The following is a 26,697-nucleotide window of genomic DNA, read 5'->3' as shown; positions in this document are numbered from 1 at the left end:
AATGTCACTTTAAGGAATGTTAGTTTGTTTTACCTTTAAATTAATCTAAAAAATAAAAACAAAATGACTCAAAACCTTAATCAAATAGGACTAGATAAAACAGCATCGAGCGATTTGGCGGATAAGCTAAATGAGTTATTGGCCAATTATCAGATTTTCTACATGAATGCCCGTGGATTTCATTGGAACATCAAAGGTGAAAAGTTTTTTGAACTTCACCTTAAGTTCGAAGAACTCTACAACGATTCATTGATCAAAATTGATGAAATTGCAGAACGAATCTTGACCTTGGGCTTTACTCCCCTGCACACCTTTGGGGATTACTTGGAGCTCTCAAAAATAAAGGTCGCCAAAAATATATCAAGCGGTACAGAGGCCATTCAGAAAATATTAAAAGGATATGAAGTGCTGTTGCCGTTAGAAAGAGAACTTTTGGAAATGTCAGGGGACTCCAATGACGAAGGCACCAACGCCCTTATGAGCGATTACATCCGTGAACAGGAAAAACTAATTTGGATGTACTCGGCATATTTAAACCAATAACTCATATGACCAAGGACATTCTCAATGACCTAATCGCACAGAATCAGAAAACGTGCGATTTCACCTTTAACGAAATCACACAGGAAAATAGTGCTCTAAGGTTGAACGACGACACCGCATCCGTCGGATTTATTCATCGTCATATTGGTGAGATCATGCACCTGCTCGCTCAATTTTTTGGGATTCCCACCGATGTTGAAAACTCAACCATGGGCCAGAAAGACGAGGGAAAAGTCTACAATAAAGAAGAAAGTCAAAAACTTATTGATGATGGCTACCAAGTATTGTACGACCTCGTCAAAAACCTTTCTGAAAATCAATGGAAGGAAACCTTGGACACTCCTTTTTTCGGACCCATATCCAGAGTCAGGTTGCTGGGACATATTTTATATCACACAACATATCATTGCGGACAAATCACCTTAACTCTTAAACGAGGAAAATAAAAATCACGTAGTTAACCGTTTGGTAGCGAAATCCCAAAGCTTTCTAAACGATGTATGCCACTTCCGTTAAAAACCCTACTTTTGGGCAAAATTTTATGGACTTGAAAAGCATTTCATTTCTCATTCTATCACTTTTCGCTTTTAGCGTTTTTGCCCAGGACCAACAACCCCAACAAGGTGGTCGACAGATCAACATTGTATACGGGGCGAATTTCACTAAGGATGAAGCTCAGTTCCCGGGTGCATCCATTTTCAGCAAGGACGATGAACGACAGGTACAGTTCGAACACCAAGGCGCCGACCTTTGGTGCGATATTGCCATTTTTTATGCAGAAGAGAACCGTTTAAAAGCCATAGGCAACATTCGCATGCAACAAGGTGATTCCATCGAAATGAACAGTGGTAAAATGGATTATGATGGAAACACCAAGTTGGCAAAGGCTTGGGAGAGCGTAGACTTGACCAATGGACAGATGCGTTTGACCACCGACACCCTTTACTTTGACAGGGAAAAACAAGAGGCCTATTACCGTTCTGGTGGTAAGGTGGTAGACTCCGCCAATGTACTTACCAGTAAAGTAGGCACTTATTTTATGACGCCAAAAAAGTACCAGTTTCAGCGTAATGTACATATCGACAATCCCGATTATATCATTGATTCTGAGCAATTGGATTATTACACCACTTCAAAAAACGCGTACATGTACGGGCCATCCACCATTACCGGAGAGGAATACAAAATCTATTGCGAACGGGGTTTTTATGATACCACAATCGAACAAGGGTATGGCATAAAGAACACCCGAATTGATTACGACAATAAAATAATCGAGGGAGATAGCCTATATTTTGACAAAGCTTCCGAATTTGCTTCGGCCACGAACAATATTCAGATTACGGATACCATCAACAATGGGGTTATCCGGGCACATTATGCCGAAGTGCATAAGGCCAAGGATTCCGTTTTTGCGACCAAAAGAGCGGTTTCCATCAGTCTGGTAGAGAAAGATTCCCTTTACATGCATGGAGACACCTTAATGGTTACCGGTAAAGAAGAAGAGCGGGTTTTAAGGGCGTTTAGAAATGCCAAGTTTTATAAAACTGATTTAAGCGGCAAGTGCGATTCCATTCATTTCGAGGAGAGAACAGGAATCACCCAACTGATCACCAACCCCATTTTATGGAATGTGGACAACCAGATTACCGGTGACAGTATCCATTTGATTTCCGATATGGAGACCGATAAACTGGATTCCCTCAAAGTGATAGAGAATGCCTTCATTATTTCTTTGGATACCATCAGTAAAACTGGTTACAATCAAGCAAAGGGAAAAAACCTCTTCGGCAAGTTCATAGAAAATGAATTGAAAATCATTGACCTGGTACAGAACACCGAGGTGATTTACTATGTATACAATGATGACGAAGAGCTCATAGGAATAGACAAGACCATTTGCAGCAAAATACGTTTACTTATGGCCAACAACGATATCGAGGACATCACCTTCTTTGTAAATCCAGATGGAGATATTTTTCCCGAGACCGATTTGCCCGTAGAGAGCAGAAAACTAAAAGGATTTGTTTGGCGGGGCGATGAACGGATAAGGTCGAAAGAAGAAATATTTGATGAAGACGACAACAATATCGAACTGGTAAAAATTAGGGGCATAGACAACCCAATCGATATTGATGCCGAGGAAAACGAGCGACAAAACAACCAGAACGACCCCATCAACGCCCCCAATAACAAAGCGGTACAACCCAAAAAGACCGTTGTTCAAAAGAAAGCGCAGACACCATAATGTCCAAAACAGATTTTTTTACATACCAAGCCCAAACCTCCCCTCATCCATTGGCCTTGGAGGTTTCTCATGCCAAGGGGAGCTACATCTATGATCAAGATGGCAATGCCCATTTGGATTTTGTGGCAGGTGTATCGGCTTGCAGTTTAGGACATGGCCATCCCAAAGTAGTCGACGCTATCAAAACACAGGTGGACCAGTATATGCACGTCATGGTCTATGGTGAGTATGTTCAACGGCCTGCGGTGGAATTCTCAATACTATTGGCCTCATATCTTCCCGATAATTTAAATACCACGTATTTGGTGAATTCGGGCACGGAAGCAATGGAAGGAGCCATTAAATTGGCACGAAGGCATACGGGACGTTCACAGGTGATCGCCGCAAAAAACGCCTATCATGGCAACACCATGGGAAGCTTGAGCCTTATGGGACTGGAAGAGCGCAAAAGTGCCTTCCGTCCGTTGATTCCAGATATCCGTTCCATTCAGTTTAATGCTGAGGAAGAAATTGAAAACATTACCGAAAAAACAGCCGCTGTGGTCTTGGAAACCATTCAGGGCGGAGCCGGTTTTATTTTACCGGAAAACGGTTATTTGGAAAAAGTGCAAAAACGCTGCAACGAAGTAGGCGCATTATTGATTCTCGACGAAATACAACCGGGCTTTGGGCGTACGGGCAAATTGTTCGCCTTTGAACATTTTAATTGTCCACCAGATATCTTGGTCATTGGAAAAGGCATGGCATCGGGCCTTCCTGTTGGTGCTTTTGTTTCCTCGCATGAGTTGATGGCCGATTTAAAAGAAAACCCAAAATTTGGGCACATCACGACTTTTGGCGGCAATCCCGTAATTGCGGCCGCAAGTTTGGCGACCCTAAAAGAAATCACCGAAACAGACCTGATCCCACAAACCTTGGAAAAGGAAAAACTGTTTCGAAAACTATTGCAACATCCATTGATAAAAGAAATACGCGGTAAAGGTTTAATGCTAGCTCCGATAATGGACAACAAGGAAATAGCTGACTTTTTGGTCCTTGAAGCCGCAAAAAACGGACTCATACTTTTTTGGCTTTTATTTGAGCCAAAAGCTGTGAGAATCTCACCTCCCCTAACCATTTCCATGAAAGAAATTGAGGAAGGTTGCGACCAAATTCTGACCATTTTAAACAGCTACAAAACCGATACTGTTAACTAATTTGTTGATAACATACCCCAAAATTGGACTTAAGAGTAGCTCAAAGGGTTAATTTTAAGTCCATAGTTCAACCAAAAACGTTCCTATGGCGTTAGAATCTAACGAATATCCTGACAAATCCATTAGCAAATTTGAGTCCATGCTCAAGACGGATGACGTCTATTTCTTTGATGCGGAGGACTTTGAGGAAATCATTCACCACTACCTGAACAACGGTAAAATCTCCTTGGGTAAAAAGGCCATACAGATTGGTTTGGAGCAACATCCAAATTCCATGGAGTTGAAACTTTTACAGGTGGAAGTTTTAGCTTTTGAGGACAAATTTGAAGCCGCGGAAACCCTTCTGGACGAGATTCAGAACATTAACGCAGCAAACGAGGAAGTCTTTATCCAACGGGCCAATATCCGGTCCAAACAGGACAAGCACCAAGAGGCGGTAAACCTACTTTTGGAGGCCTTGGATATTACGGACCACTCCTTCGATATCCATTCCCTTTTGGGCATGGAATACTTGTTCATGGACAATTACGAACAAGCAAAGCTTAGCTTTATGCGCTGTGTTGAGATTGACGACGAAGACTATTCATCCCTTTACAACGTAGTATACTGCTTTGAGTTTTTGGAAGATTTTGATGGAAGCATCTATTATCTGAACGATTATTTGGACAGAAATCCATACTGCGAAGTCGCTTGGCATCAACTGGGCAAAATGTACCTTGCAAAAAAACTATATATCGAAGCGTTGACGGCTTTTGATTTTGCCGTGATTTCCGATGATTCCTTTATCGGTGCCTATTTTGAAAAAGGAAAAGTATTGGAGAAATTGGGCAGGTACAACGAGGCCATCGAAAATTACGAATCCACCATATCCATCGAAGACCCAACTTCCTACGCATTTCTGCGACTCGGCAAGTGCCATGAAAAATTGGGGAACTTCGATTTGGCCAAATACTATTACTATCACACTGTTCACGAAGACCCATTGTTGGACAAGGGATGGTTGGCCATCACCGATTTTCATTTTGGGCAAAAGAACTACGAGAAAGCCCTCTACTACATCAACAAGGCGATAAATATTGATGGTGAAAACCCAAAGTATTGGAAAAAATCCGGAAAGATCTATGCCGCCCTCAAGAACTGGGACGAATCCGATTTTGCCTACAAACAAGCTGTGGATTTAGGTAACTACGAGCTATCCACATGGAAAAACTGGGCCGAGGTGCTCAACAAAATCGGGGATTACAATTCCGCCATCCAAGTACTGATTCAAGGATTGGAGTTTTACCCCGACAATTGTGAACTCACCTATAAATTAGCAGGCATACATTTAAAAAATGACGACTTGGCCGAATCAAAACAGATTTTATCCAAGGCCATGAAATTGGATATTGGTAAATTGCGACAGTTTGAAAAAGAATTCCCAGAATTCACTGAAGTCGATTGGGTGAAAGCGCTAGTTTCAAAAATCAGGAAAACAGCCAAGTAGCCAGTACATTTTATCCAAATCAATGCAGGAACGCAGTATATTGCAGTACGTATTTGTTACCCTAAAAGGAATGGCCATGGGCGCTGCCGATGTCGTTCCCGGAGTCTCTGGAGGCACCATCGCCTTCATTTCAGGGATTTACGAAGAGCTCATTACCTCTATCAATAACATCAACCTTTCCCTTGTTCCGATTTTAAGAAAGGAAGGGATAAAGGCTGCTTGGAACAAGGTAAATGGCAACTTTTTGCTGGCGCTCTTTATAGGTATCTTCATCAGTGTACTTTCCCTTGCAAAGTTTCTGAGCTGGCTTTTGGAGAACGAACCCATCATACTCTGGTCCTTTTTCTTTGGATTGGTCGTAGCATCCATATTTTTGGTCGGTAAGGAAATTACAAAGTGGACCGCAGGCTCCATAGTCGTTTTGATTTTGGGTGCCGCTCTCGCGTTTTTCATTACGGAGTTGCCCGCAAGCGACAATACCGACAACCTACCGTATCTATTCCTATCAGGTGCTTTGGCCATTTGCGCCATGATTCTTCCCGGTATTTCCGGAGCTTTTATCTTGGTGCTGTTAGGTTCCTACAAAACCATTTTAGACGCTGTACACGAAAGGGACATCAAAATTATCTTGACCGTTGGTCTTGGAGCCATCTTTGGGCTATTGAGCTTTGCCCGACTCCTAAAATGGATGTTCAACCACTATAAAAACATCACATTGGCCTTATTGACAGGATTCATTCTGGGCTCTTTGAACAAAATCTGGCCGTGGAAAAAAGTCCTGGAGACCAAAACTTTTGGTGAAAAAATCGTTGTTGTGGACGATATGAACGTACTCCCCGGCGCTTTTGAGGGAGATAGTAAATTAATGCTGGCCATTGTATTAGCCATCCTTGGTTTTTCACTTATTTTTATCCTGGAAAGATTAGCTTCCAAAAAATAAGGAAAACCTATTTTTGGCACATGCAGCAACCTAGAACATTTCTGGACAACTTCTTCTTGGTCATTAAAGGCCTCTGCATGGGAGCTGCCAATAAAGTTCCAGGTGTTTCAGGAGGCATCGTAGCATTTGTTGCCGGTTTTTATGAGGAGTTCATCTATTCGCTTCAAAAACTGAACTCAAAGGCACTTAAGCTATTCTTCAACGGTCGATTCAGGAGTTTTTTCCGATACATCAATGCCAAGTTTTTAGGATTATTGATATTTGGAATGCTGGTCAGCTACTTTAGTGTGTCTAGAATTCTGGACTACTTTTTAAAACACAACGAATTATTTGTTTGGGCCACTTTTTTTGGAATGGTCATTGGGTCCATCTATCATATTGGAAAAGATTTCTCCCCTTGGGACAAGCGTACCATACCCGCTGGATTTATAGGGCTCATTATTGGTATTTCCATCAGTTTTTTAAACCCTGCAAAAGAAAACGATAACCTATTCTTCATCTTTTTCTGTGGAATAATAAGCGTTTCCGGAATGACGCTGCCAGGGCTCTCCGGTTCTTTTATATTAATTTTGATGGGGAATTACGTTTTGCTTTTAGTCGATTCCGTCAATGCCCTTTACGATACCTTTTCAGAATTATTCTCAGGTGATTTCAGTTTTTGGAATAATGCCGAACGCCTCAGAACACTAAAAATTCTAGCAGTTTTTACCTTAGGTTCAATAACCGGACTGGTCACATTTTCACATTTATTGAGCTATCTATTAAAACATTACAAATCAACCACTACCGCAGTCCTGCTAGGGTTCATTACCGGTTCCTTAGGTGTTTTATGGCCTTGGAAAAAAACCATATTCAAGTTGGACCCGACCAACAATCCAATTCTGGATACCAATGGAAACAAAATAATCCTAAACTATACCCGCTATTTCCCCGATATGGCAAAGTCTGAAACATGGTGGGCGATACTTTTTATTTTACTGGGGATTCTGGTATTATTAATTTTGGATTGGTATGGCAACAACAGAAAAAAGAATGAACAGATACGGCCTTCTCGGTAAAAACATATCCTACTCCTTTTCGCAAGGTTATTTTACCCAAAAATTTAAGGATTTGGGAGTGATGGACCACAGCTACGAGAATTTTGACCTTCAAAAAATTGAAGAGGTAAAAGATGTGCTCAAACAGGAGGATATCCGAGGCCTGAACGTTACCATTCCGTATAAGCAGGAAATCATCCCTTTTTTGGATGAGCTAGATCCAAAGGCAAAACAAATAGGTGCCGTAAACACCATTCAGTTTTCAAAAAAAGGTTTAATCGGCTTCAATACTGATGCATACGGCTTTCAAAAATCTTTGGAACCGTACTTAAAACCACATCACACCAAAGCATTGATATTAGGAACAGGAGGTGCCTCCAAAGCCGTTCAACATGTGCTCAACGAACTTGGAATCAAAAACACCTACGTCTCCCGTAGCAAGAAAGATGGGCAATATACCTATGATGAACTTGATCGGCACATCATTGAAGAAAACACCTTGATCATTAATTGCACGCCACTGGGAACTTTCCCCAATATCCATGATAAACCTGAAATCCCCTATGATCACATCGGAACACAGCACTTGTTGTACGATTTGATTTATAACCCCGAAAAAACCAGATTTCTATCCATGGGGGAATCCAGGGGCGCTTCTATTTGCAATGGTTTAAAAATGTTGGAGCAGCAAGCTGAAAAGGCTTGGAAAATCTGGAGTAACGTGTAAAATAGGCTATTGATACAGCGATTTCATAGACACGTACAACCATCATATTAACGCAAAAGAAGAATCAATACTTTTGCTATTAGACAATTAAGTTGTTAAATTGGCTATAACTTTCATCAATCAAAGAGGTAAACACGCAACTAATGCAGGAAAACGATCGTAAACTTCAGCACGCTGAAGGTGGCAAAGAGGAAAATACAGACAGCACAAAAACACATTTGGAAGAGACCCAAGAGGCCGAAACAAAAGTGTCCGAGCAGACTGTACCGGAAAATGAAGTAGAAGAACAACCTAAAAAGGACACTGTTTCCGAAACCAAGGATGAGGAAGCAAGTGCCAATAGTGATGAATCCAACGAGCATTTGGACGAAATTGATGAATCCAATGCCGAGGATGCCGAAGATACCGAAAACGAAAAAAGGCATACCATTCCCATGCTGGACTATCACTCCATGTCCATGGAAAATCTGGTCGGGGAATTGCAGCGATTGGTCAAAAATGAAAAGGTCCAAGCCATTAATAAGCATGTTAGCTCTATAAAATATGAGTTCGATCAAAAGTTTCAGGATTTTTTAGATGAAAAGAAGGAGGAGTTTGTATCAAAAGGTGGTAACGAGATTGACTTCCGCTACAACTCGGTAGCCAAAAGGCAATTCAACGAGGTATATTCCGATTTCCGGGAAAAAAGGGACCAATATTACAAGCAGCTAGATCAATCCTTGAAGACCAATCTTCAAAACAGATTGGAGATCATTGAAGAGTTGAAGGGCCTCATTGATATTGAAGAAGACATTAACACTACCTATAATAACTTTAAAGATTTACAGCACCGGTGGAAAAATGCCGGTCCTATCCCCCGCACCAACTACAATGATGTTTGGCGAACCTATCACCACCACATGGAAATCTTTTACGATTTCCTTCACTTGAACCGTGAGTTGCGTGATCTGGACTTTAAACATAATCTGGAAGAAAAGCAAAAATTGGTGGAACGTGCAGAGGCATTGGCCGACGAACCGGATTTAAACAAAGCGTTCCGCGAGCTCCAGACCCTTCACAAAATATGGAAAGAGGACATTGGTCCGGTTGCCAAGGAACATCGGGAAGAAATCTGGGAGAAGTTCAGCAACGCCACCAAGGCGATGCACCAGCGTAGGCAGGAGCATTTTCAAGAACTGGAAAAAGTCTACGAAAAAAATTACGAGAAAAAGCAGGAAATTATTGCCTCAATCACCTCTATATCGGACAATGTTGCAAACAACCACCGAGGTATCCAACAGCAGATAAAGGAAGTAGAAGCGCTCAGGGATTCCTTTTTTAAAGCTGGCAAGGTTCCTCAAAAAGTAAACGAGGAGACTTGGGACCATTTTAAACAGAGTGTCCGAAAGTTCAACAGAACCAAAAACGCTTTCTACAAAAATCAAAAGAAGGAACAACAGGAAAACCTGGAAAAGAAAAAAGAACTGCTGGAATTGGCCAAATCTTTAAAAGATAGTGATGAGTGGGCCGAGGTAACACCTCAAATGAAGCGGATACAAAGCGACTGGAAAAAGATAGGCCATGTTCCCCGAAAATACTCAGATAAAATCTGGAAAGAGTTCAAGGACGCCTGCAACCATTATTTTAATCGTTTGCACTCCGAAAAGAACGAGGCGAATCAGGAAGAGTTTGAAAACTTTAAGAAGAAGAGCGAGTGTCTTGACCGTTTGAAGGAATTCCAATTGAGTGGCGACAAGAAAAAAGATATTGAGGACATCAAGACGTTTTTGTCCGAATGGAAGCAGTACGGCCGTATTCCGTACAATAAAAAGCATATCAATAGTAAGTTCAATAAAATTGTAGACGCCCTACTCAAGAAATTAGGAGTTGGCAAACAGCAATCCGAACTGCTTAAATATGGAAACAAGGTTCAGGAGTTGGCCAAAACAGAGGATAATTATGCTATTGGCAACGAACGTGTATTTGTTAAGCGTAAAGTTGATGAAGTAAAATCGGAAATACGTCAATTGGAGAACAATCTACAGTTCTTCTCGAACGATTCTGAAGACAATCCACTGGTAAAAGAAGTGGTGAACAATCTCAACAAACAAAAAGAAGCTCTCCAGACTTGGAAAGAAAAAATGAAAAACCTAAACATCCTGGAACACAAGCTCAATAAGGAATCCGAAGAAGAGGAAACCGACAGCAACGAAGAGGAATAGAACTCGGTAAATACCAAGATATCCAACAAAGGACCGCCAAATCAGCGGTCCTTTGTCATTTTTGATGATGTATTAGCCCTCAATATACTCCAATAGATAATTGATTAAATCTGTAGTGGTCACAATACCAACAAGTTTACCATTGTCCACAACCGGTAACGCATGAAACTCTTTTTTGGAAAGAAAGCGCGCCACATCACGGATAGACGTTTCAGAGTTTACACTGACAACATCATTGACCATTACCTGCGGAATGGTAAACATGTTGTACACTATGGTATCCACATATTCTTCATGCTCGTCCACAGCGTCGGCAAAACTTATGCGAAGTAAGTCGGTATAACTCAACATTCCTTTAATCACCTTGCCCTCAACAACAGGTATATGTCGAATATGATGCTTTTTAAAAAGCTGCTCAGCGGTCACCAAATCGTCATTGGCGGTAAGTGTCACCAATTTTTTGGTCATTATTTTTGAAACAGGCACACTATTTTTCATCATTCAAGTATTTATCAATTCCTTGAATGAAGTTAGTCCTATCCCCCTTGGAAAAGTATGATAATTGTCAGGAGACTATTTTGCCACGTTCACTGATCTTGTTTCTCGGATCACGGTCACCTTCACTTGTCCAGGATAAGTCATGTCCGTTTGAATTTTCTGTGAAATCTCAAAAGACAGCTCGGCGGCTTTGTCATCGTTTACCTTTTCACTTTCTACGATTACACGCAATTCCCTACCAGCCTGAATGGCATAGGCTTTCTGTACACCGTTGAAGCCAAAGGCTATATCTTCCAAATCCTTTAAACGTTGGATATAGGAGTCTAAAACTTGTCTTCTAGCCCCTGGACGCGCACCACTGATGGCATCACACACCTGAACTATGGGAGATAAGAGCGTGGTCATCTCAATTTCATCATGGTGAGCCCCTATTGCATTACAGACTTCTTCTTTTTCACCAAACTTTTGGGCCCATTGCATACCTAAGATGGCGTGCGGTGTTTCTACCTCTACCTCGGCCATGGGAACCTTTCCTATATCGTGCAACAAACCGGCTCTTTTGGCCAATTTTGGATTTAGTCCCAGTTCTGCGGCCATAACCCCGCAAAGTTTGGCAACTTCGCGAGAGTGCTGTAACAGGTTTTGTCCGTAAGAGGAGCGATACTTCATTCTACCTACTGCTTTAATCAACTCGGGGTGCAATCCATGGATTCCCAAATCGATTACGGTACGCTTACCTATCTCGGCTATCTCTTCGTTGATTTGTTTTTCGGTCTTTTTCACCACTTCTTCAATACGGGCAGGGTGAATACGGCCATCGGTCACCAATCGGTGGAGGGACAATCGTGCCACCTCTCTTCGTACAGAATCAAAACAAGATAGAATAATCGCTTCCGGCGTATCGTCTACTATAATTTCAACCCCTGTAGCAGCCTCAATGGCTCGTATGTTTCGACCTTCACGCCCAATGATCCGTCCTTTTACATCATCGGATTCCAAGTTGAATACGGAAACACAATTTTCCACCGCCTCTTCGGTACCTATACGCTGAATGGTATTGACCACAATTTTTCGCGCCTCCTGCTGTGCGGTAAGCTTTGCTTCTTCCAGAGTATTCTGCAAATAGGCCATGGCATCGCTCTTTGCGGTCTCTTTTAAAGATTCCAACAATTGTGCTTTGGCATCTTCCGCGGAAAGACCGGAGATTACCTCTAGTTGCTGTACTTGACTTTTATGGAGTTTTTCTACTTCAGATTGCTTCTTGTCCAGAATATCACTTTTATACTCGACCTCCTTTATCTTTTGTTGATATTGATCGTTGAGTTTTTTGTTCTTGGCCAATTCGCTGCTTACCTGTGATTCTTTATCCCTGGTTCGCTTTTCGGCCTCCGCTATTTTTTTATCCTTGTTGATAATAACTTTCTCATGCTCCGCCTTCAACTCCAAAAACTTTTCCTTGGCTTGGAAAATCTTATCCTTTTTAATGCTCTCTCCTTCTTTATTAGCCTCTTTCACAATGTAGGCAGCTTCCTTCTTTGCATTGGCAATGGTCTTGGATGCTTTGCCTTTCTCCATCATCTTGGCTATTGCGAACCCTATTGCCAAGCCCACTACAGCTGCGACAACAATTACTATGATATTATCCATGTTTGATTGTGTTTAGTTTTAAAAAAAAAGCCCACATCGGAAGAAGTTTTGTACAAACTCCAAAATACAGGTTTAGGGCTACCAAGCTGATCAAGGATCCCTATACAAGTAGGGCCTGCTTTTACAGCCTAAACTCACCCTCTCTAATTATATTAGTGTTGAGTTTGTCAAAAATAAATTACCAATGTGGGCAGTAACAATATTTTATTTAAAAGAACTTATTCCCCCAATTTAGAATGTACCAGTTCGTCCAAGGCCCTGAGGCGCTGCATGGCAGCCTCGGCATTTTCCGAACGGTCTATTCCGCTTTGCTCAATTTTAGATGCAAATTGCAAGGCACACATGGCCAAAACATCCTGCTTGTCCCGAACGGCATAGTTTTGCTCAAACTTTTTTGCCAGATTTTCTATGTTCTTGGCCGCTTTGCGCAACCCTTCCTCTTGCTTGGGGTCAATTGTTAAAGGATACACCCTATCAGCAATGGAAAGTTTTATTTTGAGCTTCTCGTCCATAATCTCGGTACCAGTTAATCCGCCAACTTGGCTATGCAAACATCAAGTTCGCGAATCAATGTATTTATCTTGAGCTTAGCTTCTGTTTTACTAGTATTACTACCCAGCATCGTGTTTGCCATTTTCAGGGATTCGTATTTCTCTTCCCAATCGTTGAGCGCTTTCTGCTGAAGTCCGTTTTCTTCTTTTTGGAGTTCCAATTCTTGCCTTAAATTGGCGTTGAGTTGGTGCAACAGCTCCATTTTGTGAAGCAATTTACTCACCTTGTTCTCCAAAGAATCAACAATCTCAACAAGTTCGCTCATATTTGCAAACAACAATACGTATTACACAAAGTTAACGATCCTCGTACAACCTCGCAATACTTTTAAGATTTATTCTTAAAGCTTTGCTTCAAGTAAAAAGTGGTTTCCTCCAAAACTTTTTATCAAATCAAAACATTGGTTACTTTCGTAAAGAATTATTGTTTTTATATGCGCCTCTATCTTTTTTTTATCACTTCTTTTATTGCATTGCACCTATCTGCCCAAAAAGAATATCCTCAGGATGTATTCGGCTCTCCGTTGGACATACCCTTGGTTTTGGCCGGGACTTTTGGCGAACTGCGTTCCAATCATTTTCATTCGGGGATGGATATTAAAACGCAACAGCGCGAAGGCCTACCGGTATTTTCCATTGCAGATGGTACGGTGACCCGCATCGTGGTTTCGCACTGGGGGTACGGAAAAGCTCTTTATATAGCACACCCCAATGGCTACACTTCGGTGTATGCGCATCTTAAAAAGTTTGGTCCAGAAATAGAGGAATACGTTAAAAAAATGCAATATGATAAGCAATCGTACGAGGTGGAAATGTTCCCTGATTACGGCGAGTTAAAAGTGAACAAGGGAAGTGTCATCGCCTATTCGGGCAATACGGGCGGTTCCGCAGGCCCACATCTTCATTTTGAAATACGTAGCAGTGTAAGCGGTAAACCTACCAACCCGCTTTTGTATGGTTATGAGGTACGTGATGCCACCGACCCAACCCTCCTAGGACTGTACGGCTATCCTATTTCGGAAGGCGCTCTCATAAACCAAAGCGCAAAAAGAATTCAATTGAACTACAAAAGGCAAGCGGATGGCTCGTACTTAGCGGACAAGGTAACCGCCAGCGGCACTATTGGTTTTGGACTCAATACTTTTGATCGCCTGGATATGGCCGCTAATCAAAATGGAGTGTATGCCATAAAACAAACGGTGAACGGGAGGGTGCATTCAGAATTCGATTTTGAGACCTTCTCCTTTGCCGAGACACGCTACATCAACACACTTATTGATTACGCCTATTATTATGATCATCGGCAGCGTATACAAAAATGTTTTAGGGAACCTTATAACCACCTAAGCATTTACAAATCGCTCTATAATGATGGAAAAATAAGTATTGAAGAAGGCATGTCGTACAATGTTGAATTGCTCATTTCGGATTTGGCAGGCAACACTACAAAACTTGTTATTCCAATTGAAGGCAAAAAAGAAGAGGAGAAAATCGCAAAAGGGGACAAAGCCACGGAAAATTATTTGATTGCGGAGAAACCGAACAACTTTGACCTTGGTGCTGCCAAAGTTTACTTCCCTGCCAGTACGTTTTATGAAGATTTCTTCATCAATTTGGAAAAAGGGAACGATACAATCACCATTCACGATAACAGCATTGCCGCACACCGGAACTTCACCATCAGTTTCGACCCATCCAAATATGCAATGGAAGATAGGAGCCAGATGTTTATTGCGCATTTGGACAGCAGAATGAGACCTTCGTATTCGAAGACATACAAACGCGACGGGGCATTTACCACCCGAACCAGGACCTTGGGTACTTATACATTGGTAAAGGATAGCGTAGCACCACAGATACGCCCCAAAAACTTTAAGGAAAAGCAATGGTTGAGCAATTACAGCTACCTAAGCCTTACCATTACGGACGACCTCAGCGGGATTGACTCCTATTCCGCCACACTGAACGGGAAATGGATTTTGATGGAATACGAACCAAAAACCAATACCATCACCTATAATTTTGATGACAACATTGCAAACGAAACGGAATGTGAACTTAAAGTTACCGTTACGGACAATGTCGGCAACTCTAACACCTATACAGGCTCTTTTTTCAGGAAATAGCGTTATTTTTGCACACGGAAAGCGGCTAAACCAAAAAAATCCGTTTTTATAGTGCTAACAATCAACCTATTTAAAAGCAACCTCATCCAAAGATCAAGATTGTTGAATTAAAATTTGATGAATGAAGAAAATTGTCTTTGTTTTTGTTCTTTTCTCCAGCGTGCTAGCAATGGCGCAAAAGAACATTTATGAGAGCATAAGGTTTGATGAATACACCGAGGATCATGAGATTTTAGCCATTATCCCCTTTATTGCCCATTTGGAGCTAAAAAAGGCCGTGGATACCGATGAGTTGACCCTACTGGCCAAAAAAGAGGGCTATGCGGTACAAAATGCCTTGGAAACCTATTTCTCCAAACGTAAAAAGCGTAAAAAGTTCAATGTGGATTTTCAGAACATCATGAACACTAACGCTATTTTAGCGCAAAACAATATCGACTATAACAATATTGATACCTACACTACACAGGAACTTTGTAAAATTTTGGAGGTAGACGGTATCATAAGCGGCAACTTAAACCTCAACATTCTACTTTCTGAAGGAGTCCCGACCGATTTCAGTATTCTGGATTATTTCAGTGGTAATGCCAACTATGGAAGAATCGGGGTAAAAATAAGTGACGGTGAGACCGGGAAACTACTTTGGAAGTACGAGAACGAGATTTCCAAAAAAACCGGAAAGAACACCACCGAGCTTATCGACAAAATGATGAAGACCGCTTCCAGAAAATTTCCTTACGACAGGGAAAAAAGAAGAAACCGAAATTAATCAGCTATTCGCAAATTCTTTTAAGACCCCAACGACATAATCCAACTCCTCCTTGGTGTTGTACATAGAAAAAGAAAAGCGCAGACTGGGCTTGTCCAGCTCCTCGCCTTCCAAAATTTCGTTAAGTACGTGCGAACCTTGATTGCTTCCCGATTGGCAGGCGCTTCCTTTGGAACAGGCAATACCTTTCATATCCAAATGGAACAACAGCATCAGACCTTTCTGTTTATCAAAAGGCAAGCGAATATTGGCCAACGTATAGGTACTTTTTTCTAAATCGCCGGAAAGTCCATTGCATTCGGCACCTGGAATCTCTTCCAAAATCCTATCCACAAAATATTTCTTGAGCTCTTTTACCCCCTCAATTTCTTCTTCCAGATGCTCATACGCTTGTACAAATGCCTCTTCCAGACCAACAATGTTATGGAACGGTTCTGTACCTGCCCTAAACCCACGTTCCTGGGAACCTCCTACAATCAACGGTTTCAAACCTGAATTTTTTCGGATAAAGGCAAAGCCTACACCCTTGGGCCCATGGAACTTATGGGCTGCAGCTGTCATAAAATCAATATTCACGGCCTGCACATCCCAAGGATAATGCCCAATGGATTGTACGGTATCTGAATGAAAAAGTGCATTGTTCGCCTTGCATAGCTCACCCACGGCGGCGATATCGGTGATATTACCAATCTCGTTGTTCACATGCATCAAACTGACCAATTTTTTGGAGTCATCTTTTTTGAGCAATTCCTCCAAATGCTTCATGTCAGGATTGCCAAATTCATCCAAGTTTACATACCAAATATGGACACCATACTCCTTTTCCAGTTCCTCCACTGTATGGAGCACCGCATGATGTTCAATCTTGGAAGTTATGATGGTCTTAACACCCAAATCTCTTACGGCACAACGCAAAATCATGTTATCCGCCTCGGTACCTCCAGATGTAAAGATGATTTCCGATGCTTGGGCGTTCAACGTTTTGGCAATGGTTTTACGTGCTTGCTCCACGGCGGTTTTTGCAGATCTACCAAAGCTATGGGTAGATGATGGGTTGCCATATTGCTGTGCAAGAGCCTCCTGCATCCGTTCAATTACCTCTTTCCTTACCTGCGTGGTGGCAGCATTGTCCAGATAGATTTTTTGCATGATCGGGTTTACTTTTTAACAGGTGCAAAAGTACAGGAAATAAAGTTAATTTCTTTTAAAGTGATCCTAAGGATTAGTGTTTTAAAATGGAATTGCTTTAAATTTGGTGCATGAGAAAATGTATCTTTTCAATTCTTGGTGCAATCACAATCCTTTCCTGTAGCGATGGGGATCTTCAAATCGAGACCATTGACTTTGACAGTGCCTCGATACAATATTGTGTCAATCCTGTTGCCAACGCCAAAAATTTGATGTTCAAAATAAATGATAACGAAGCCCTTATACTTGAGCTTCAAAGCGGGGTCTTGAACCGTGGGGTTGCCGGAGATACTGTAGTAACCGAGAGTACGGTTCCGGGACAATCCCAGGTAACGTACAGGGTTTTCTCAGATGCCGTTAACAAGGATTATTTTTGCAACGACATACCTACGGTGGATCCTAAAGTAATTGACGAAGTTGTTGCCGAAGGAGGTATGGTAATTATTGAGACCATGCCGGTAGAAAACGACACTACACGTTTTGAACACAACATAAACCTTAGCGGTATATCATTTGTCACCGGAAATGGGGAGCGTATCACTAATTTGGCCATAAATGAATTTGGAGAGGTTATCACCGTAGTACCGGACTAGGTGTTTTGGTAAATATAGACCTCGGTAGCCCCCAAACCATATTTTTGATAATCGGCATCGTAAAATTTCACATTATCGTACCGATTGAAAAGATAGTGCAGTTCCTCTTTTAGAACGCCTTCCCCTACCCCGTGGATAAACACTACCTTTTGAATTCGCTTGTTAATGGCAAAGTCCAATTGTCTTTTGGCTGCATCCAATTGAATGTTGAGCATATCATAGTTACTCATGCCCTTGCTTGATTTCACCAGTTGATGGATGTGCAGGTCCACCTCAATTTTTGGGGTACTTCTTTCTTTGGGCTTAATGGTAAGAGCCTTTCTTCTTTTGGGGATTTCTTTTTCTTTTTTGATTTGGGCCACCTCATGATTGGAAACCGATATATCGCCACCTATTTTAACGAGATCACTACTGGCAAAATGCATGGAAAAACCATCGTCGGTAATTAACGTTACCTGATTGCCATCAATTTTTTGAATGACACCCGAAATGGCCTCATCCAATACCTCTGCCCTATCCCCTATCGAAAATTTCCCCATACACGATTTCTATCTATAAAAATGACATGAAAATTAAACTTGAATACAAAAATAATAGTATTTTCGGGCTCTACAGACAATGATGTACCTAACACCGACCATAATCGCCTTTGATCTTGAAGATTATATGCTTCCCTGTCTTAATAAACGGATTACAGGCATAGATTGTCCAGGGTGCGGTTTGCAGAGATCGGTAAACCTTTTACTGCATGGAGAGTTTGTAGCTGCTTTTCAAATGTACCCTGCCATATACCCCATATTGTTCCTATTGCTGTTTTTGATCACCAACATTTTTGTGAAGTTTCAACATGCCAATATGATCAAAATGGTTTTAACGCTATTGACAGTGGGTACCGTTATCATAAGTTACATCCTAAAAATGAATAACCTTTTTAATTAATACTTAAAATTATGGAACAACAAAAACTTCCAAATGCGACCCTGATATTGGTCTTCGGAATCATCTCTATTGTAACTTGCTGTTGCTATGGGGTTATCGGACTTATTTTTGGTGTGATTGCTTTAATCTTGGCCAACAAGGCCCTTAAACTATACGCTGAAAACCCAGAAATTTATGAAGGCGTACAAAATGTTAAAACAGGTAGAATACTTGCCATCATTGGTGTTATACTCAACGTATTGGCTCTTGCCTATTTTATCTGGGCCCTTTCTTTCTTTGGATGGGAAACCTTACAAGATCCACAGAGAATGCAAGAAATCCTTGAACAATACCAATAATATAATTTTATGAACCAACAACCCTTACCCGGGGCAAGCACTGTGTTGACAATGGGAATACTCTCCATTGTCCTCACTTTGGTGTGCTGCGGGCCATTCGGTGCTATTTTTAGCATCATTGGATTGGTAAAAGCTAAGACCGCTACCCAATTGTACGAGCAAAGTCCTGAAAATTACACTGATTTCAGCAATGTGAAAACAGGTAAGATCCTTTCTTATATAGGATTGGCCCTTGCTCTCGTTTCTTTAGTATTCGTAATCCTTTATTTTGGATTTATAGTAGCGGCAATAACTACAGGTGAGTTGAGTGGCGAATTTTAATTCGCCACTTCACTTATAAATTTAAGACGGTATAAACGGAGTTCCTCATCTTCGTAATCGCCATCAAATTCATCAATGGCAGCGGATATGGAATCCGTATCGGCCTCCAAGAAGTAATCGTGGATTTCTTCCTGTTGGTCCTCATCCAGTATTTCATCTATCCAATAACCAATGTTCAATTTGGTTCCACTGAAGACAATCTGCTCCATTTCCTTGATAAGTTCGGGCAGCTCCAAACCTTTGGCAGAAGCAATATCGTCCAAAGGCAACTTTCTGTCCACGCTTTGGATTACGTAAAGTTTTAAAGCGGAGTTGGCCCCTGTACTTTTTACTACAAGATCATCCGGCCGTATTATGTCGTTCTCATCCACGTATTTAGAAATCAGCTCCACGAAGGCCTTACCATATTTTTTCGCCTTTCCTTCCCCAACACCCTGAATATTGAGAAGCTCGTTCATGGTCACTGGATACTTTAAGGACATATCTTCCAATGATGGGTCTTGAAAAACCACAAATGGTGGCACTTCATGTTTTTGTGCTTCCCTTTTGCGAAGGTCACGGAGTAATTTCAACAAATTCTCATCTGCGACCCCACCATTCGATTTTTCTGCAGTAACAATATTTCCTGTATCATCTTTGGAGTACACATGGTCCTTGGTCATCATAAACGACTCAGGATTCTGGAGATATTTCTCACCTTCTTTGGTCAGGTTCAAGATACCATAGCGTTCTATTTCCTTTTTCAGGAGTCCGGCCACCAAAACCTGTCTGGTCAAAGCCATCCAAAATTCTTTGTTCTTATCCTTTCCTATACCAAAAAAACTTTTCTCATCGGTCTTATGTGACGAAATCATAGCATTGGTCTTGCCGACCAGCACCCTTACAATCTCCTTGGTCTTGAACTTTTCCTTGGTTTCCCTTACCACCGTCAAAAGCTTTACGACATCGTCCTTGGCCTCTTCCTTAGGTTTGGGGTTTCTGGAATTATCGTCCATATCCGCCCCCTCACCGTTCTCTTCATCAAAATCCTCACCGAAGTAATGAAGTATAAACTTTCTACGGGAAATGGACGTTTCAGCATAGGCTACGATTTCCTGTAAGAGCGCATTTCCAATCTCTTGTTCCGCAACGGGCTTACCTGACATGAATTTTTCTAACTTTTCCACATCCTTGTATGCGTAATAGGCCAAACAATGTCCTTCTCCCCCATCTCGTCCCGCACGGCCGGTCTCTTGATAGTAACTTTCGATACTTTTTGGAATATCGTGATGGATGACAAAACGGACATCGGGTTTGTCTATACCCATACCAAAGGCAATGGTGGCCACCACCACATCCACCTCCTCCATCAAAAACATATCTTGGTATTTGGAACGGGTCTTGGCATCAAAACCTGCATGATAAGGAACGGCACTCACTCCATTTACTTGGAGCACTTGGGCCAATTCTTCCACTCTTTTGCGGCTCAAACAATAGATGATTCCCGATTTTCCTTGATTTTGCTTCACAAAACGGATGATATCGGCATCCACATCCTTGGTCTTGGGCCGTACTTCATAAAATAAATTAGGCCTGTTGAACGATGCTTTGAAAACCTTGGCATCCGTCATCCCTAAATTTTTAATGATGTCTTCCTGTACTTTTGGCGTAGCTGTTGCCGTTAGACCGATTATGGGGATATTGTCTCCCAAGCGATTGATAATACCTCGAAGATTTCGGTATTCTGGTCTAAAATCGTGCCCCCATTCTGAAATACAGTGGGCTTCATCCACAGCAACGAAGGAAAGTTTTACATTTTTTAGAAATTCCACATTTTCTTCCTTCGTCAAGGATTCTGGCGCCACGTAAAGTAATTTGGTCACGCCATTGGTAATATCTTCTTTTACCTGCTTCACCTCGGTTTTAGTCAAAGAGGAGTTCAACACATGGGCAATACCATGCTGCTCGGATATGCCACGAATGGCATCCACTTGGTTTTTCATTAACGCAATCAAAGGGGATACAACTATCGCGGTACCCTCCTTCATTATTGCCGGCAGTTGATAGCACAGGGACTTTCCTCCCCCTGTGGGCATAATCACAAACGTATCGTTATCATTAAGAATGTTCTGGATTACACCTTCCTGTAATCCTTTGAACTTCGAGAAACCAAAATATTTTTTGAGCGAGGAATGTAAATCAGTATTCATTAGGCTCATTTCCGCATTTTTCAATTTATAACAAGCAGCCTAAAAGGCAGTTGAAGCATTCATTTTTAACCTTTCTTGTACAGATGCATCTATTATTACTCCCATAATAGTCTGTAAAAGATAGTTTGATTAGTTTTGTAATCTTAAATATAAGACATTCTTTTAGGAATGCAATCAGTTAATCGGTTTATTACTTTTTTATACTTTGAGCGACATAAAGTCAATATTATCCATAGCAAAACGCACCCTCGAAATCGAGAGCAAAGCCGTAGCAAATTTGATCAGCCTTTTGGACGACCAGTTTGCGCATGCCGTACAGCACATTTTACAGTGCAACGGAAGAGTTATCGTTTCAGGGGTAGGCAAAAGTGCCATTGTTGCCTCCAAAATTGTGGCAACTTTAAACTCTACGGGAACGCCGGCCATTTTTATGCACGCAGCGGATGCCATTCATGGTGATTTGGGAACCATTCAAGAAAACGATGTGGTTATCTGCCTATCTCAGAGTGGAAATACACCTGAGATAAAAGCATTGCTCCCCTTGATCAAAGTTGGGAGCAATAAGCTCATCGGCATTACAGGAAATATGGAATCCGTACTGGCCAAGCAGGCTGACTTTGTGCTAAACACCTACGTGGAGAAAGAAGCGTGCCCCAACAATTTGGCGCCTACCACCAGCACCTCGGCACAAATGTCCATGGGTGATGCCCTTGCCATTTGCCTTTTGGAGCTCAAGGGGTTCAGCAGTTCGGATTTTGCCAAATACCACCCCGGTGGAGCTTTGGGAAAGAAGCTATATTTGCGCGTTGCCGATATTGTGGCCAACAATCAAAAACCCCAGGTAGATATCAATGCCAAGGTAAAAGATGTAATTGTGGAAATATCCGAAAAAATGCTCGGCGTTACAGCTGTATTGGACCAAGAAAAGGTTGTGGGCATAGTAACTGACGGCGATGTACGAAGAATGTTGAGCAAATACGATAATATAAGTGGACTTACCGCGAAGGACATTATGACCTCGAACCCTAAGACGATAGATGTGGACACTTTGGCCGTGAAAGCGTTGAAACTGTTACAGGAAAAGAGCATATCGCAATTGTTGGCCTTTGATGGTGACAAATATGCCGGTGTGGTCCACATTCATAACCTTATAAACGAGGGAATCCTATAATGGCTAAAAAAGAGAGAAAAAGTCCAGATGAAATGTCCTTTTTGGACCATTTGGAAGAATTACGTTGGCATTTGGTACGCTCAACTTTGGCAGTTGTAATCATTGCCTGTGTAGCCTTTGTTTTCAGGGGCTTTATTTTTGACACAATATTGTTCGGGCCCAAGAGCATGGATTTCCCGACCTATCAATTTTTCTGTAATATTGGAAAGTTTTTCGGGGTAGATTCCGAATTCTGTGGAGACACCATCCCGTTCACCATTCAGAGTAGATTGATGGCCGGACAGTTTTCCGCACATATCTGGACATCAATTTGGGCGGGGGTTATTCTAGGCTTTCCTTATATTTTATGGGAATTGTGGAAATTCATCAGTCCAGGGCTATACGAAAACGAAAGAAAGCATTCCAGAGGATTCATCATTACGGCCTCAGGCTTGTTCTTTCTTGGCGTACTCTTCGGTTATTACATTGTTGCACCATTGTCCATCAACTTTTTGGGATCTTACCAAGTAAGTAAAGAGGTATTGAACGAAATCGACCTTGCCTCCTACATTGGAACGGTAAGGGCTTCTGTAATTGCTTGTGGGATTATGTTTGAGTTGCCCATCGTTATTTTCTTTTTGACCAAGGTCGGATTGGTAACTCCAGAAATCCTGAAGAAATACAGAAAGATAGCTTTGGTAATAATCTTGATACTGTCCGCGATCATTACACCACCGGATATAACAAGTCAAATCATTGTCTGTATTCCTGTACTTATATTGTACCAGGTAAGTATTTTTATTTCCAGAATGGTTGTCAGAAAAGAAGAACGAAAAGAGAAAGCAAGAAAAAATGCCAAATAAAGTAGAAGAGTTCAATGCCTATCGTGCCCAAATGAACGATAAGCTGCTTGCGGAAAACAACAAACTCATCAAACGCATCTTTAACCTGGACACCAACGCCTATATGGCCGGCGCTTTGGACGTAAAGACCAAAGAGCTCCTAGGCTTGGTAGCCTCCGCAGTTCTCCGTTGCGATGATTGTGTAAAGTACCATTTAGAGAGCTCCAAAAAAGCCGGTGCCAATAAGGAAGAGGTAATGGAAACCTTGGGCATAGCCACCTTAGTCGGCGGAACCATTGTAGTACCCCACCTAAGACGTGCATACGAATACTGGGAAGCATTGGAAGAAAGCGAAGCTTAAAAAAATCCAAAAGACCATTCGGTAGACAAAGAATATGTTTAGTTTTGGCAAATTCCTATGAAGCTACGTGCAGAAAATATAATGAAAGCCTACCGAGGCCGAAAAGTTGTTAAGGGTATTTCCCTTGAAGTAAACCAAGGCGAAATTGTTGGACTGTTAGGTCCAAATGGAGCTGGGAAGACCACATCTTTCTATATGATTGTTGGTTTGATAAAACCCAATGGCGGGAATATCTATCTGGATGATATGAACATTACCAGTTTCCCCATGTACAAAAGGGCCCAGAACGGTATTGGCTATTTGGCGCAAGAAGCTTCTGTTTTTCGAAAATTGAGCATCGAGAAAAATATCCTGAGCGTGTTGCAGCTTACCAAATTGAGCAAAAAGGAGCAACATATGAAGATGGAGTCCCTGATTGATGAGTTTGGTTTGGGGCACATCCGTAAAAACCGTGGCGACCTGCTCTCGGGGGGAGAGCGCCGACGAACCGAGATTGCCCGTGCCTTGGCCACCGACCCTAAATTTATTCTTTTGGATGAACCATTTGCAGGGGTCGACCCCGTAGCGGTGGAGGATATTCAGCGAATCGTGGCCCAATTAAAGAACAAAAACATCGGCATTTTAATCACCGACCACAATGTTCAGGAAACTTTGGCCATTACCGAACGTTCCTATTTAATGTTCGAAGGTGGTATCCTAAAAGCAGGGGTGCCCGAAGAACTTGCCATGGATGAAATGGTTAGAAAAGTCTACTTGGGCCAAAACTTCGAGCTACGGAAAAAGAAGCTTGATTTTTAAACCTACTTCTCGGAAGGCGTCAATAAAGAAGCCAAAACATAAAAAAGTATAATCACCGGTATAGCCAAAAATCGTAAGGTCAAAAGCAATACCAAGCTGCCAATGATAAACAAATAACGAATACCGTTATCCTTAAAACTCCAATTTTTAAACTTTAGGGCAAAAAGTTTGATGGGCGAGTTCAGCAAATACGAGCTCAAAACCGTCAAAACCACCAAAAACCATGGATTTAAGATAATGTTGCTCAATACCTCGTTATTATGGTACAGGAGAATCATGGGCATCGATAAAATCAAAAGGGCATTGGCCGGTGTTGGCAGCCCCACAAAAGAAGACACTTGGTTCTCATCCACATTAAACTTGGCCAATCTGTAGGCCGAAGCCAGTGTAATGGCAAAACCAATAAAAGGCAACAGGGTGATTTCCGCATCATGACCAATAAAACCAAGGTTCCAACCGCCTCGTTCGGCCATGCTCAATAACTGGAACATAACCACTCCAGGCACCAAACCACTGGTAATCACATCGGCCAAAGAGTCCAACTGCAACCCTATTTCACTTTGCACCTTGAGCAAACGAGCTGCTAGACCATCAAAAAAGTCAAAGAAAATCCCGATAAACACAAAAAGGGCCGCCCACTCCAAGTGATTGAGCACCGCAAATACCGTGGCAATACAACCGCTCAACACATTGAGCAACGTTAAAAAATTGGGAATGTAGGACTTCATGAAATTAGATTTCCGTAAAAATAAAGGAAAAATCAAACTGTACACAACGGATAGTAGGCCGAGTCGTTTTTATTCTGATATTTGTTCTGACAACAGAACAAATGAGACGAAGGCTCCATCTATTATTTTTTTGCTTCATTATTGGGAAGTTCCTTTTTGCCCAAGCTCCACAACTCACGGAAAATGCACAAGTAAGCCTGCTCACCTGTGCCGCAGGAGACGAATTGTACTATGCTTTTGGCCATAGCGCTTTTCGCGTGCAAGACCCGGCACTCGGAATAGATGTGGTCTATAATTACGGAACTTTTGATTTTGACCAACCTAACTTCTACCTCAACTTCACCAAGGGCAGAATGATCTACTCCCTTTCCCGCAGAAGTTTTGAAGCTTTCCTGTATGAGTACGAATTGGAAAAAAGATGGGTAAAAGAGCAGATTCTAGACCTCAGTCTTGAGGAACGCAATCAGCTCCTTGCCTTTTTTGAAGAAAACTATCTGCCCGAGAACAGGGATTACCTGTACGACCCGCTTTTGAACAATTGTTCCAGCATTACAGGCGATATTTTAAAACAACAATTTGGAGATGCCATTGTTTTTGATGGCTCATATCTTGACAAACAATACACTTTTCGGCAATTGGTACGCCAGTTTATGGCCGTTAATACATGGTCCATGTTTGGCATTGACCTCGCCTTTGGTTCTCCTGTTGACAGAAAAGCCACGGTGCAAGAACACATGTTTTTGCCTTACTATGCCATGGAGCAACTGAGGCACACCTCACTTAACGGAAAGCCTTTGATAAAAAGGGAGCGGACCATTTTGGACTATAGCGAACACCTTCAACAGAGCTTTTTCCCGCTCTCACCCCTTTTTTGGTTTTTGATGTTGATGGCTTTTACGGCGATTATCACCTATTTTGATTACAAACATAAAACTCGAAGCCGCTGGCTGGACTTTTCCCTGCTGTTCATCACAGGATTGGTTGGAACCTTTCTCTTTTTGCTCTGGGTGGCGGCGGACCACACTTCCACCCCATATAATTTTAATATTTTATGGGCATTCCCCGCCAACGCTATCGTCGCTTTTGCCTTGGTTTTTCAAGATAAGATACCCCAATGGGCACCAAAATACCTGTGGACGGCTCTGGGGTTAATGGGCATAGTGCTTTTGCTTTGGATAATCAAGGTCCAGATTTTTTCTCCTGTAGTTATTCCATTACTTTTGACGCTGGCCATTCGATACCTTTACATCATCAGGTATTCCAAATTATAGGCTGGCCCAC

General features: G+C 41.8%; 28 protein-coding genes and 1 other RNA gene. 20 read left to right on the top strand and 9 right to left on the bottom strand.

Features of this window, described 5'->3' with window-relative positions; all coding sequences use genetic code 11:
* The first annotated feature begins 63 nt into the window (after positions 1-63).
* The 9 genes from DCK90_RS12865 (at position 64) to DCK90_RS12825 (ending at position 10,378) form a co-directional block, all read left to right on the top strand.
* The gene (locus DCK90_RS12865) at positions 64-543 is read left to right on the top strand and encodes a Dps family protein (protein ID WP_108246622.1); all 480 of its coding nucleotides are present in this window, start codon (positions 64-66) and stop codon (positions 541-543) included.
* Between the two features lie 5 nt (positions 544-548).
* The gene (locus DCK90_RS12860; RefSeq protein WP_108246621.1) at positions 549-989 is read left to right on the top strand and encodes a DinB family protein; all 441 of its coding nucleotides are present in this window, start codon (positions 549-551) and stop codon (positions 987-989) included.
* Between the two features lie 95 nt (positions 990-1,084).
* Positions 1,085-2,791, top strand: a complete 1,707-nt coding sequence (locus DCK90_RS12855; protein WP_108246758.1) for an OstA-like protein — start codon at positions 1,085-1,087, stop codon at positions 2,789-2,791.
* Positions 2,791-3,987, top strand: a complete 1,197-nt coding sequence (locus DCK90_RS12850) for an aspartate aminotransferase family protein (protein WP_108246620.1) — start codon at positions 2,791-2,793, stop codon at positions 3,985-3,987. The genes DCK90_RS12855 and DCK90_RS12850 overlap by 1 nt, the downstream gene beginning before the upstream one ends.
* A gap of 85 nt (positions 3,988-4,072) precedes the next feature.
* Positions 4,073-5,473, top strand: coding sequence for a tetratricopeptide repeat protein (locus tag DCK90_RS12845; RefSeq protein ID WP_108246619.1), 1,401 nt, complete (start codon positions 4,073-4,075; stop codon positions 5,471-5,473).
* Positions 5,474-5,495: 22 nt separating this feature from the next.
* On the top strand, positions 5,496-6,413 hold the full coding sequence (locus DCK90_RS12840) for a DUF368 domain-containing protein (RefSeq protein ID WP_108246618.1): 918 nt from the start codon (positions 5,496-5,498) through the stop codon (positions 6,411-6,413).
* Between the two features lie 20 nt (positions 6,414-6,433).
* Positions 6,434-7,471, top strand: a complete 1,038-nt coding sequence (locus DCK90_RS12835) for a DUF368 domain-containing protein (RefSeq protein ID WP_108246617.1) — start codon at positions 6,434-6,436, stop codon at positions 7,469-7,471.
* A complete protein-coding gene (locus DCK90_RS12830) occupies positions 7,425-8,177 on the top strand; it encodes a shikimate dehydrogenase family protein (protein WP_199912691.1) in 753 nt (250 codons plus the stop codon). The genes DCK90_RS12835 and DCK90_RS12830 overlap by 47 nt, the downstream gene beginning before the upstream one ends.
* Positions 8,178-8,320: 143 nt before the next feature.
* Positions 8,321-10,378, top strand: a complete 2,058-nt coding sequence (locus tag DCK90_RS12825) for a DUF349 domain-containing protein (RefSeq protein ID WP_108246615.1) — start codon at positions 8,321-8,323, stop codon at positions 10,376-10,378.
* Between the two features lie 72 nt (positions 10,379-10,450).
* Here DCK90_RS12825 and DCK90_RS12820 read toward each other — a convergent pair whose 3' ends face one another.
* The 5 genes from DCK90_RS12820 to DCK90_RS12800 all read right to left on the bottom strand — a co-directional run bounded on the left by DCK90_RS12820 (position 10,451) and on the right by DCK90_RS12800 (position 13,340).
* On the bottom strand, positions 10,451-10,876 hold the full coding sequence (locus DCK90_RS12820; RefSeq protein ID WP_108246614.1) for a CBS domain-containing protein: 426 nt from the start codon (positions 10,874-10,876) through the stop codon (positions 10,451-10,453).
* 75 nt (positions 10,877-10,951) lie between these two features.
* Positions 10,952-12,523, bottom strand: a complete 1,572-nt coding sequence (gene rny / locus DCK90_RS12815) for a ribonuclease Y (RefSeq protein WP_108246613.1) — start codon at positions 12,521-12,523, stop codon at positions 10,952-10,954.
* A gap of 54 nt (positions 12,524-12,577) precedes the next feature.
* A non-coding RNA gene (ssrS, locus tag DCK90_RS12810) (6S RNA) lies at positions 12,578-12,687 on the bottom strand.
* Positions 12,688-12,741: 54 nt separating this feature from the next.
* Entirely contained in the window at positions 12,742-13,035 is a 294-nt protein-coding gene (locus DCK90_RS12805; RefSeq protein ID WP_108246612.1) for a cell division protein ZapA, read from the bottom strand.
* 14 nt (positions 13,036-13,049) lie between these two features.
* Positions 13,050-13,340, bottom strand: coding sequence for a hypothetical protein (locus DCK90_RS12800; RefSeq protein ID WP_108246611.1), 291 nt, complete (start codon positions 13,338-13,340; stop codon positions 13,050-13,052).
* A 168-nt stretch (positions 13,341-13,508) separates the two neighbouring features.
* On the opposite strand from DCK90_RS12800, the gene DCK90_RS12795 reads away from it, so the two are divergent.
* The gene (locus DCK90_RS12795) at positions 13,509-15,200 is read left to right on the top strand and encodes a M23 family metallopeptidase (protein ID WP_108246757.1); all 1,692 of its coding nucleotides are present in this window, start codon (positions 13,509-13,511) and stop codon (positions 15,198-15,200) included.
* Between the two features lie 121 nt (positions 15,201-15,321).
* Positions 15,322-15,969: a hypothetical protein gene (locus DCK90_RS12790; protein WP_108246610.1), complete on the top strand. Its 648-nt coding sequence runs from the start codon at positions 15,322-15,324 to the stop codon at positions 15,967-15,969.
* Here the strand turns inward: DCK90_RS12790 and DCK90_RS12785 are convergent, their stop codons facing one another.
* Positions 15,970-17,118 carry a cysteine desulfurase family protein gene (locus DCK90_RS12785; RefSeq protein ID WP_108246609.1) on the bottom strand — a complete coding sequence of 383 codons (1,149 nt, stop codon included), beginning with the start codon at positions 17,116-17,118 and terminating at the stop codon, positions 15,970-15,972.
* Positions 17,119-17,228: 110 nt separating this feature from the next.
* On the opposite strand from DCK90_RS12785, the gene DCK90_RS12780 reads away from it, so the two are divergent.
* Positions 17,229-17,750 (top strand): hypothetical protein, encoded by a 522-nt coding sequence (locus DCK90_RS12780; protein WP_108246608.1) that lies wholly within the window; start codon positions 17,229-17,231, stop codon positions 17,748-17,750.
* On the opposite strand, the gene DCK90_RS12775 is transcribed toward DCK90_RS12780, so the two are convergent.
* Positions 17,747-18,289, bottom strand: a complete 543-nt coding sequence (locus DCK90_RS12775; RefSeq protein WP_108246607.1) for a Smr/MutS family protein — start codon at positions 18,287-18,289, stop codon at positions 17,747-17,749. The genes DCK90_RS12780 and DCK90_RS12775 overlap by 4 nt on opposite strands.
* Positions 18,290-18,368: 79 nt before the next feature.
* Here DCK90_RS12775 and DCK90_RS12770 point away from each other — a divergent pair, with 79 nt between their 5' ends.
* From DCK90_RS12770 to DCK90_RS12760, 3 genes are read left to right on the top strand one after another with little or no spacing between them, the layout of a single operon-like run.
* On the top strand, positions 18,369-18,689 hold the full coding sequence (locus tag DCK90_RS12770) for a DUF2752 domain-containing protein (RefSeq protein WP_234414754.1): 321 nt from the start codon (positions 18,369-18,371) through the stop codon (positions 18,687-18,689).
* An 11-nt stretch (positions 18,690-18,700) separates the two neighbouring features.
* Positions 18,701-19,027 carry a CCC motif membrane protein gene (locus tag DCK90_RS12765; protein WP_108246606.1) on the top strand — a complete coding sequence of 109 codons (327 nt, stop codon included), beginning with the start codon at positions 18,701-18,703 and terminating at the stop codon, positions 19,025-19,027.
* A gap of 9 nt (positions 19,028-19,036) precedes the next feature.
* Positions 19,037-19,348, top strand: a complete 312-nt coding sequence (locus tag DCK90_RS12760; protein WP_108246605.1) for a CCC motif membrane protein — start codon at positions 19,037-19,039, stop codon at positions 19,346-19,348.
* On the opposite strand, the gene recQ is transcribed toward DCK90_RS12760, so the two are convergent.
* The gene (gene recQ, locus DCK90_RS12755) at positions 19,345-21,546 is read right to left on the bottom strand and encodes a DNA helicase RecQ (RefSeq protein ID WP_108246755.1); all 2,202 of its coding nucleotides are present in this window, start codon (positions 21,544-21,546) and stop codon (positions 19,345-19,347) included. The two genes, DCK90_RS12760 and recQ, sit on opposite strands and share 4 nt — an antisense overlap.
* Positions 21,547-21,742: 196 nt before the next feature.
* Here recQ and DCK90_RS12750 point away from each other — a divergent pair, with 196 nt between their 5' ends.
* From DCK90_RS12750 to lptB, 4 genes are read left to right on the top strand one after another with little or no spacing between them, the layout of a single operon-like run.
* Positions 21,743-22,708, top strand: coding sequence for a KpsF/GutQ family sugar-phosphate isomerase (locus DCK90_RS12750; protein WP_108246604.1), 966 nt, complete (start codon positions 21,743-21,745; stop codon positions 22,706-22,708).
* The gene (gene tatC / locus DCK90_RS12745; protein WP_108246603.1) at positions 22,708-23,550 is read left to right on the top strand and encodes a twin-arginine translocase subunit TatC; all 843 of its coding nucleotides are present in this window, start codon (positions 22,708-22,710) and stop codon (positions 23,548-23,550) included. Before DCK90_RS12750 ends, tatC begins: the two co-directional genes overlap by 1 nt.
* Complete coding sequence (locus tag DCK90_RS12740; RefSeq protein WP_108246754.1) at positions 23,540-23,890, top strand: carboxymuconolactone decarboxylase family protein; 351 nt, start codon at positions 23,540-23,542, stop codon at positions 23,888-23,890. Before tatC ends, DCK90_RS12740 begins: the two co-directional genes overlap by 11 nt.
* Before the next feature lie 57 nt (positions 23,891-23,947).
* Positions 23,948-24,688, top strand: a complete 741-nt coding sequence (gene lptB / locus DCK90_RS12735) for an LPS export ABC transporter ATP-binding protein (RefSeq protein WP_108246602.1) — start codon at positions 23,948-23,950, stop codon at positions 24,686-24,688.
* A 2-nt stretch (positions 24,689-24,690) separates the two neighbouring features.
* Here the strand turns inward: lptB and DCK90_RS12730 are convergent, their stop codons facing one another.
* Positions 24,691-25,416, bottom strand: coding sequence for a CDP-alcohol phosphatidyltransferase family protein (locus DCK90_RS12730; protein ID WP_108246601.1), 726 nt, complete (start codon positions 25,414-25,416; stop codon positions 24,691-24,693).
* 101 nt (positions 25,417-25,517) lie between these two features.
* On the opposite strand from DCK90_RS12730, the gene DCK90_RS12725 reads away from it, so the two are divergent.
* Complete coding sequence (locus DCK90_RS12725; RefSeq protein ID WP_234414753.1) at positions 25,518-26,687, top strand: lipoprotein N-acyltransferase Lnb domain-containing protein; 1,170 nt, start codon at positions 25,518-25,520, stop codon at positions 26,685-26,687.
* Positions 26,688-26,697 lie beyond the last annotated feature (10 nt).

The sequence above is a fragment of the Muricauda brasiliensis genome (assembly GCF_003057865.1).
In the GTDB taxonomy this organism is placed as follows: domain Bacteria; phylum Bacteroidota; class Bacteroidia; order Flavobacteriales; family Flavobacteriaceae; genus Flagellimonas; species Flagellimonas chongwuensis.
The sequence above is the reverse complement of the archived record's forward strand: the minus strand, read 5'-3'. Positions and strand labels throughout refer to the sequence as shown.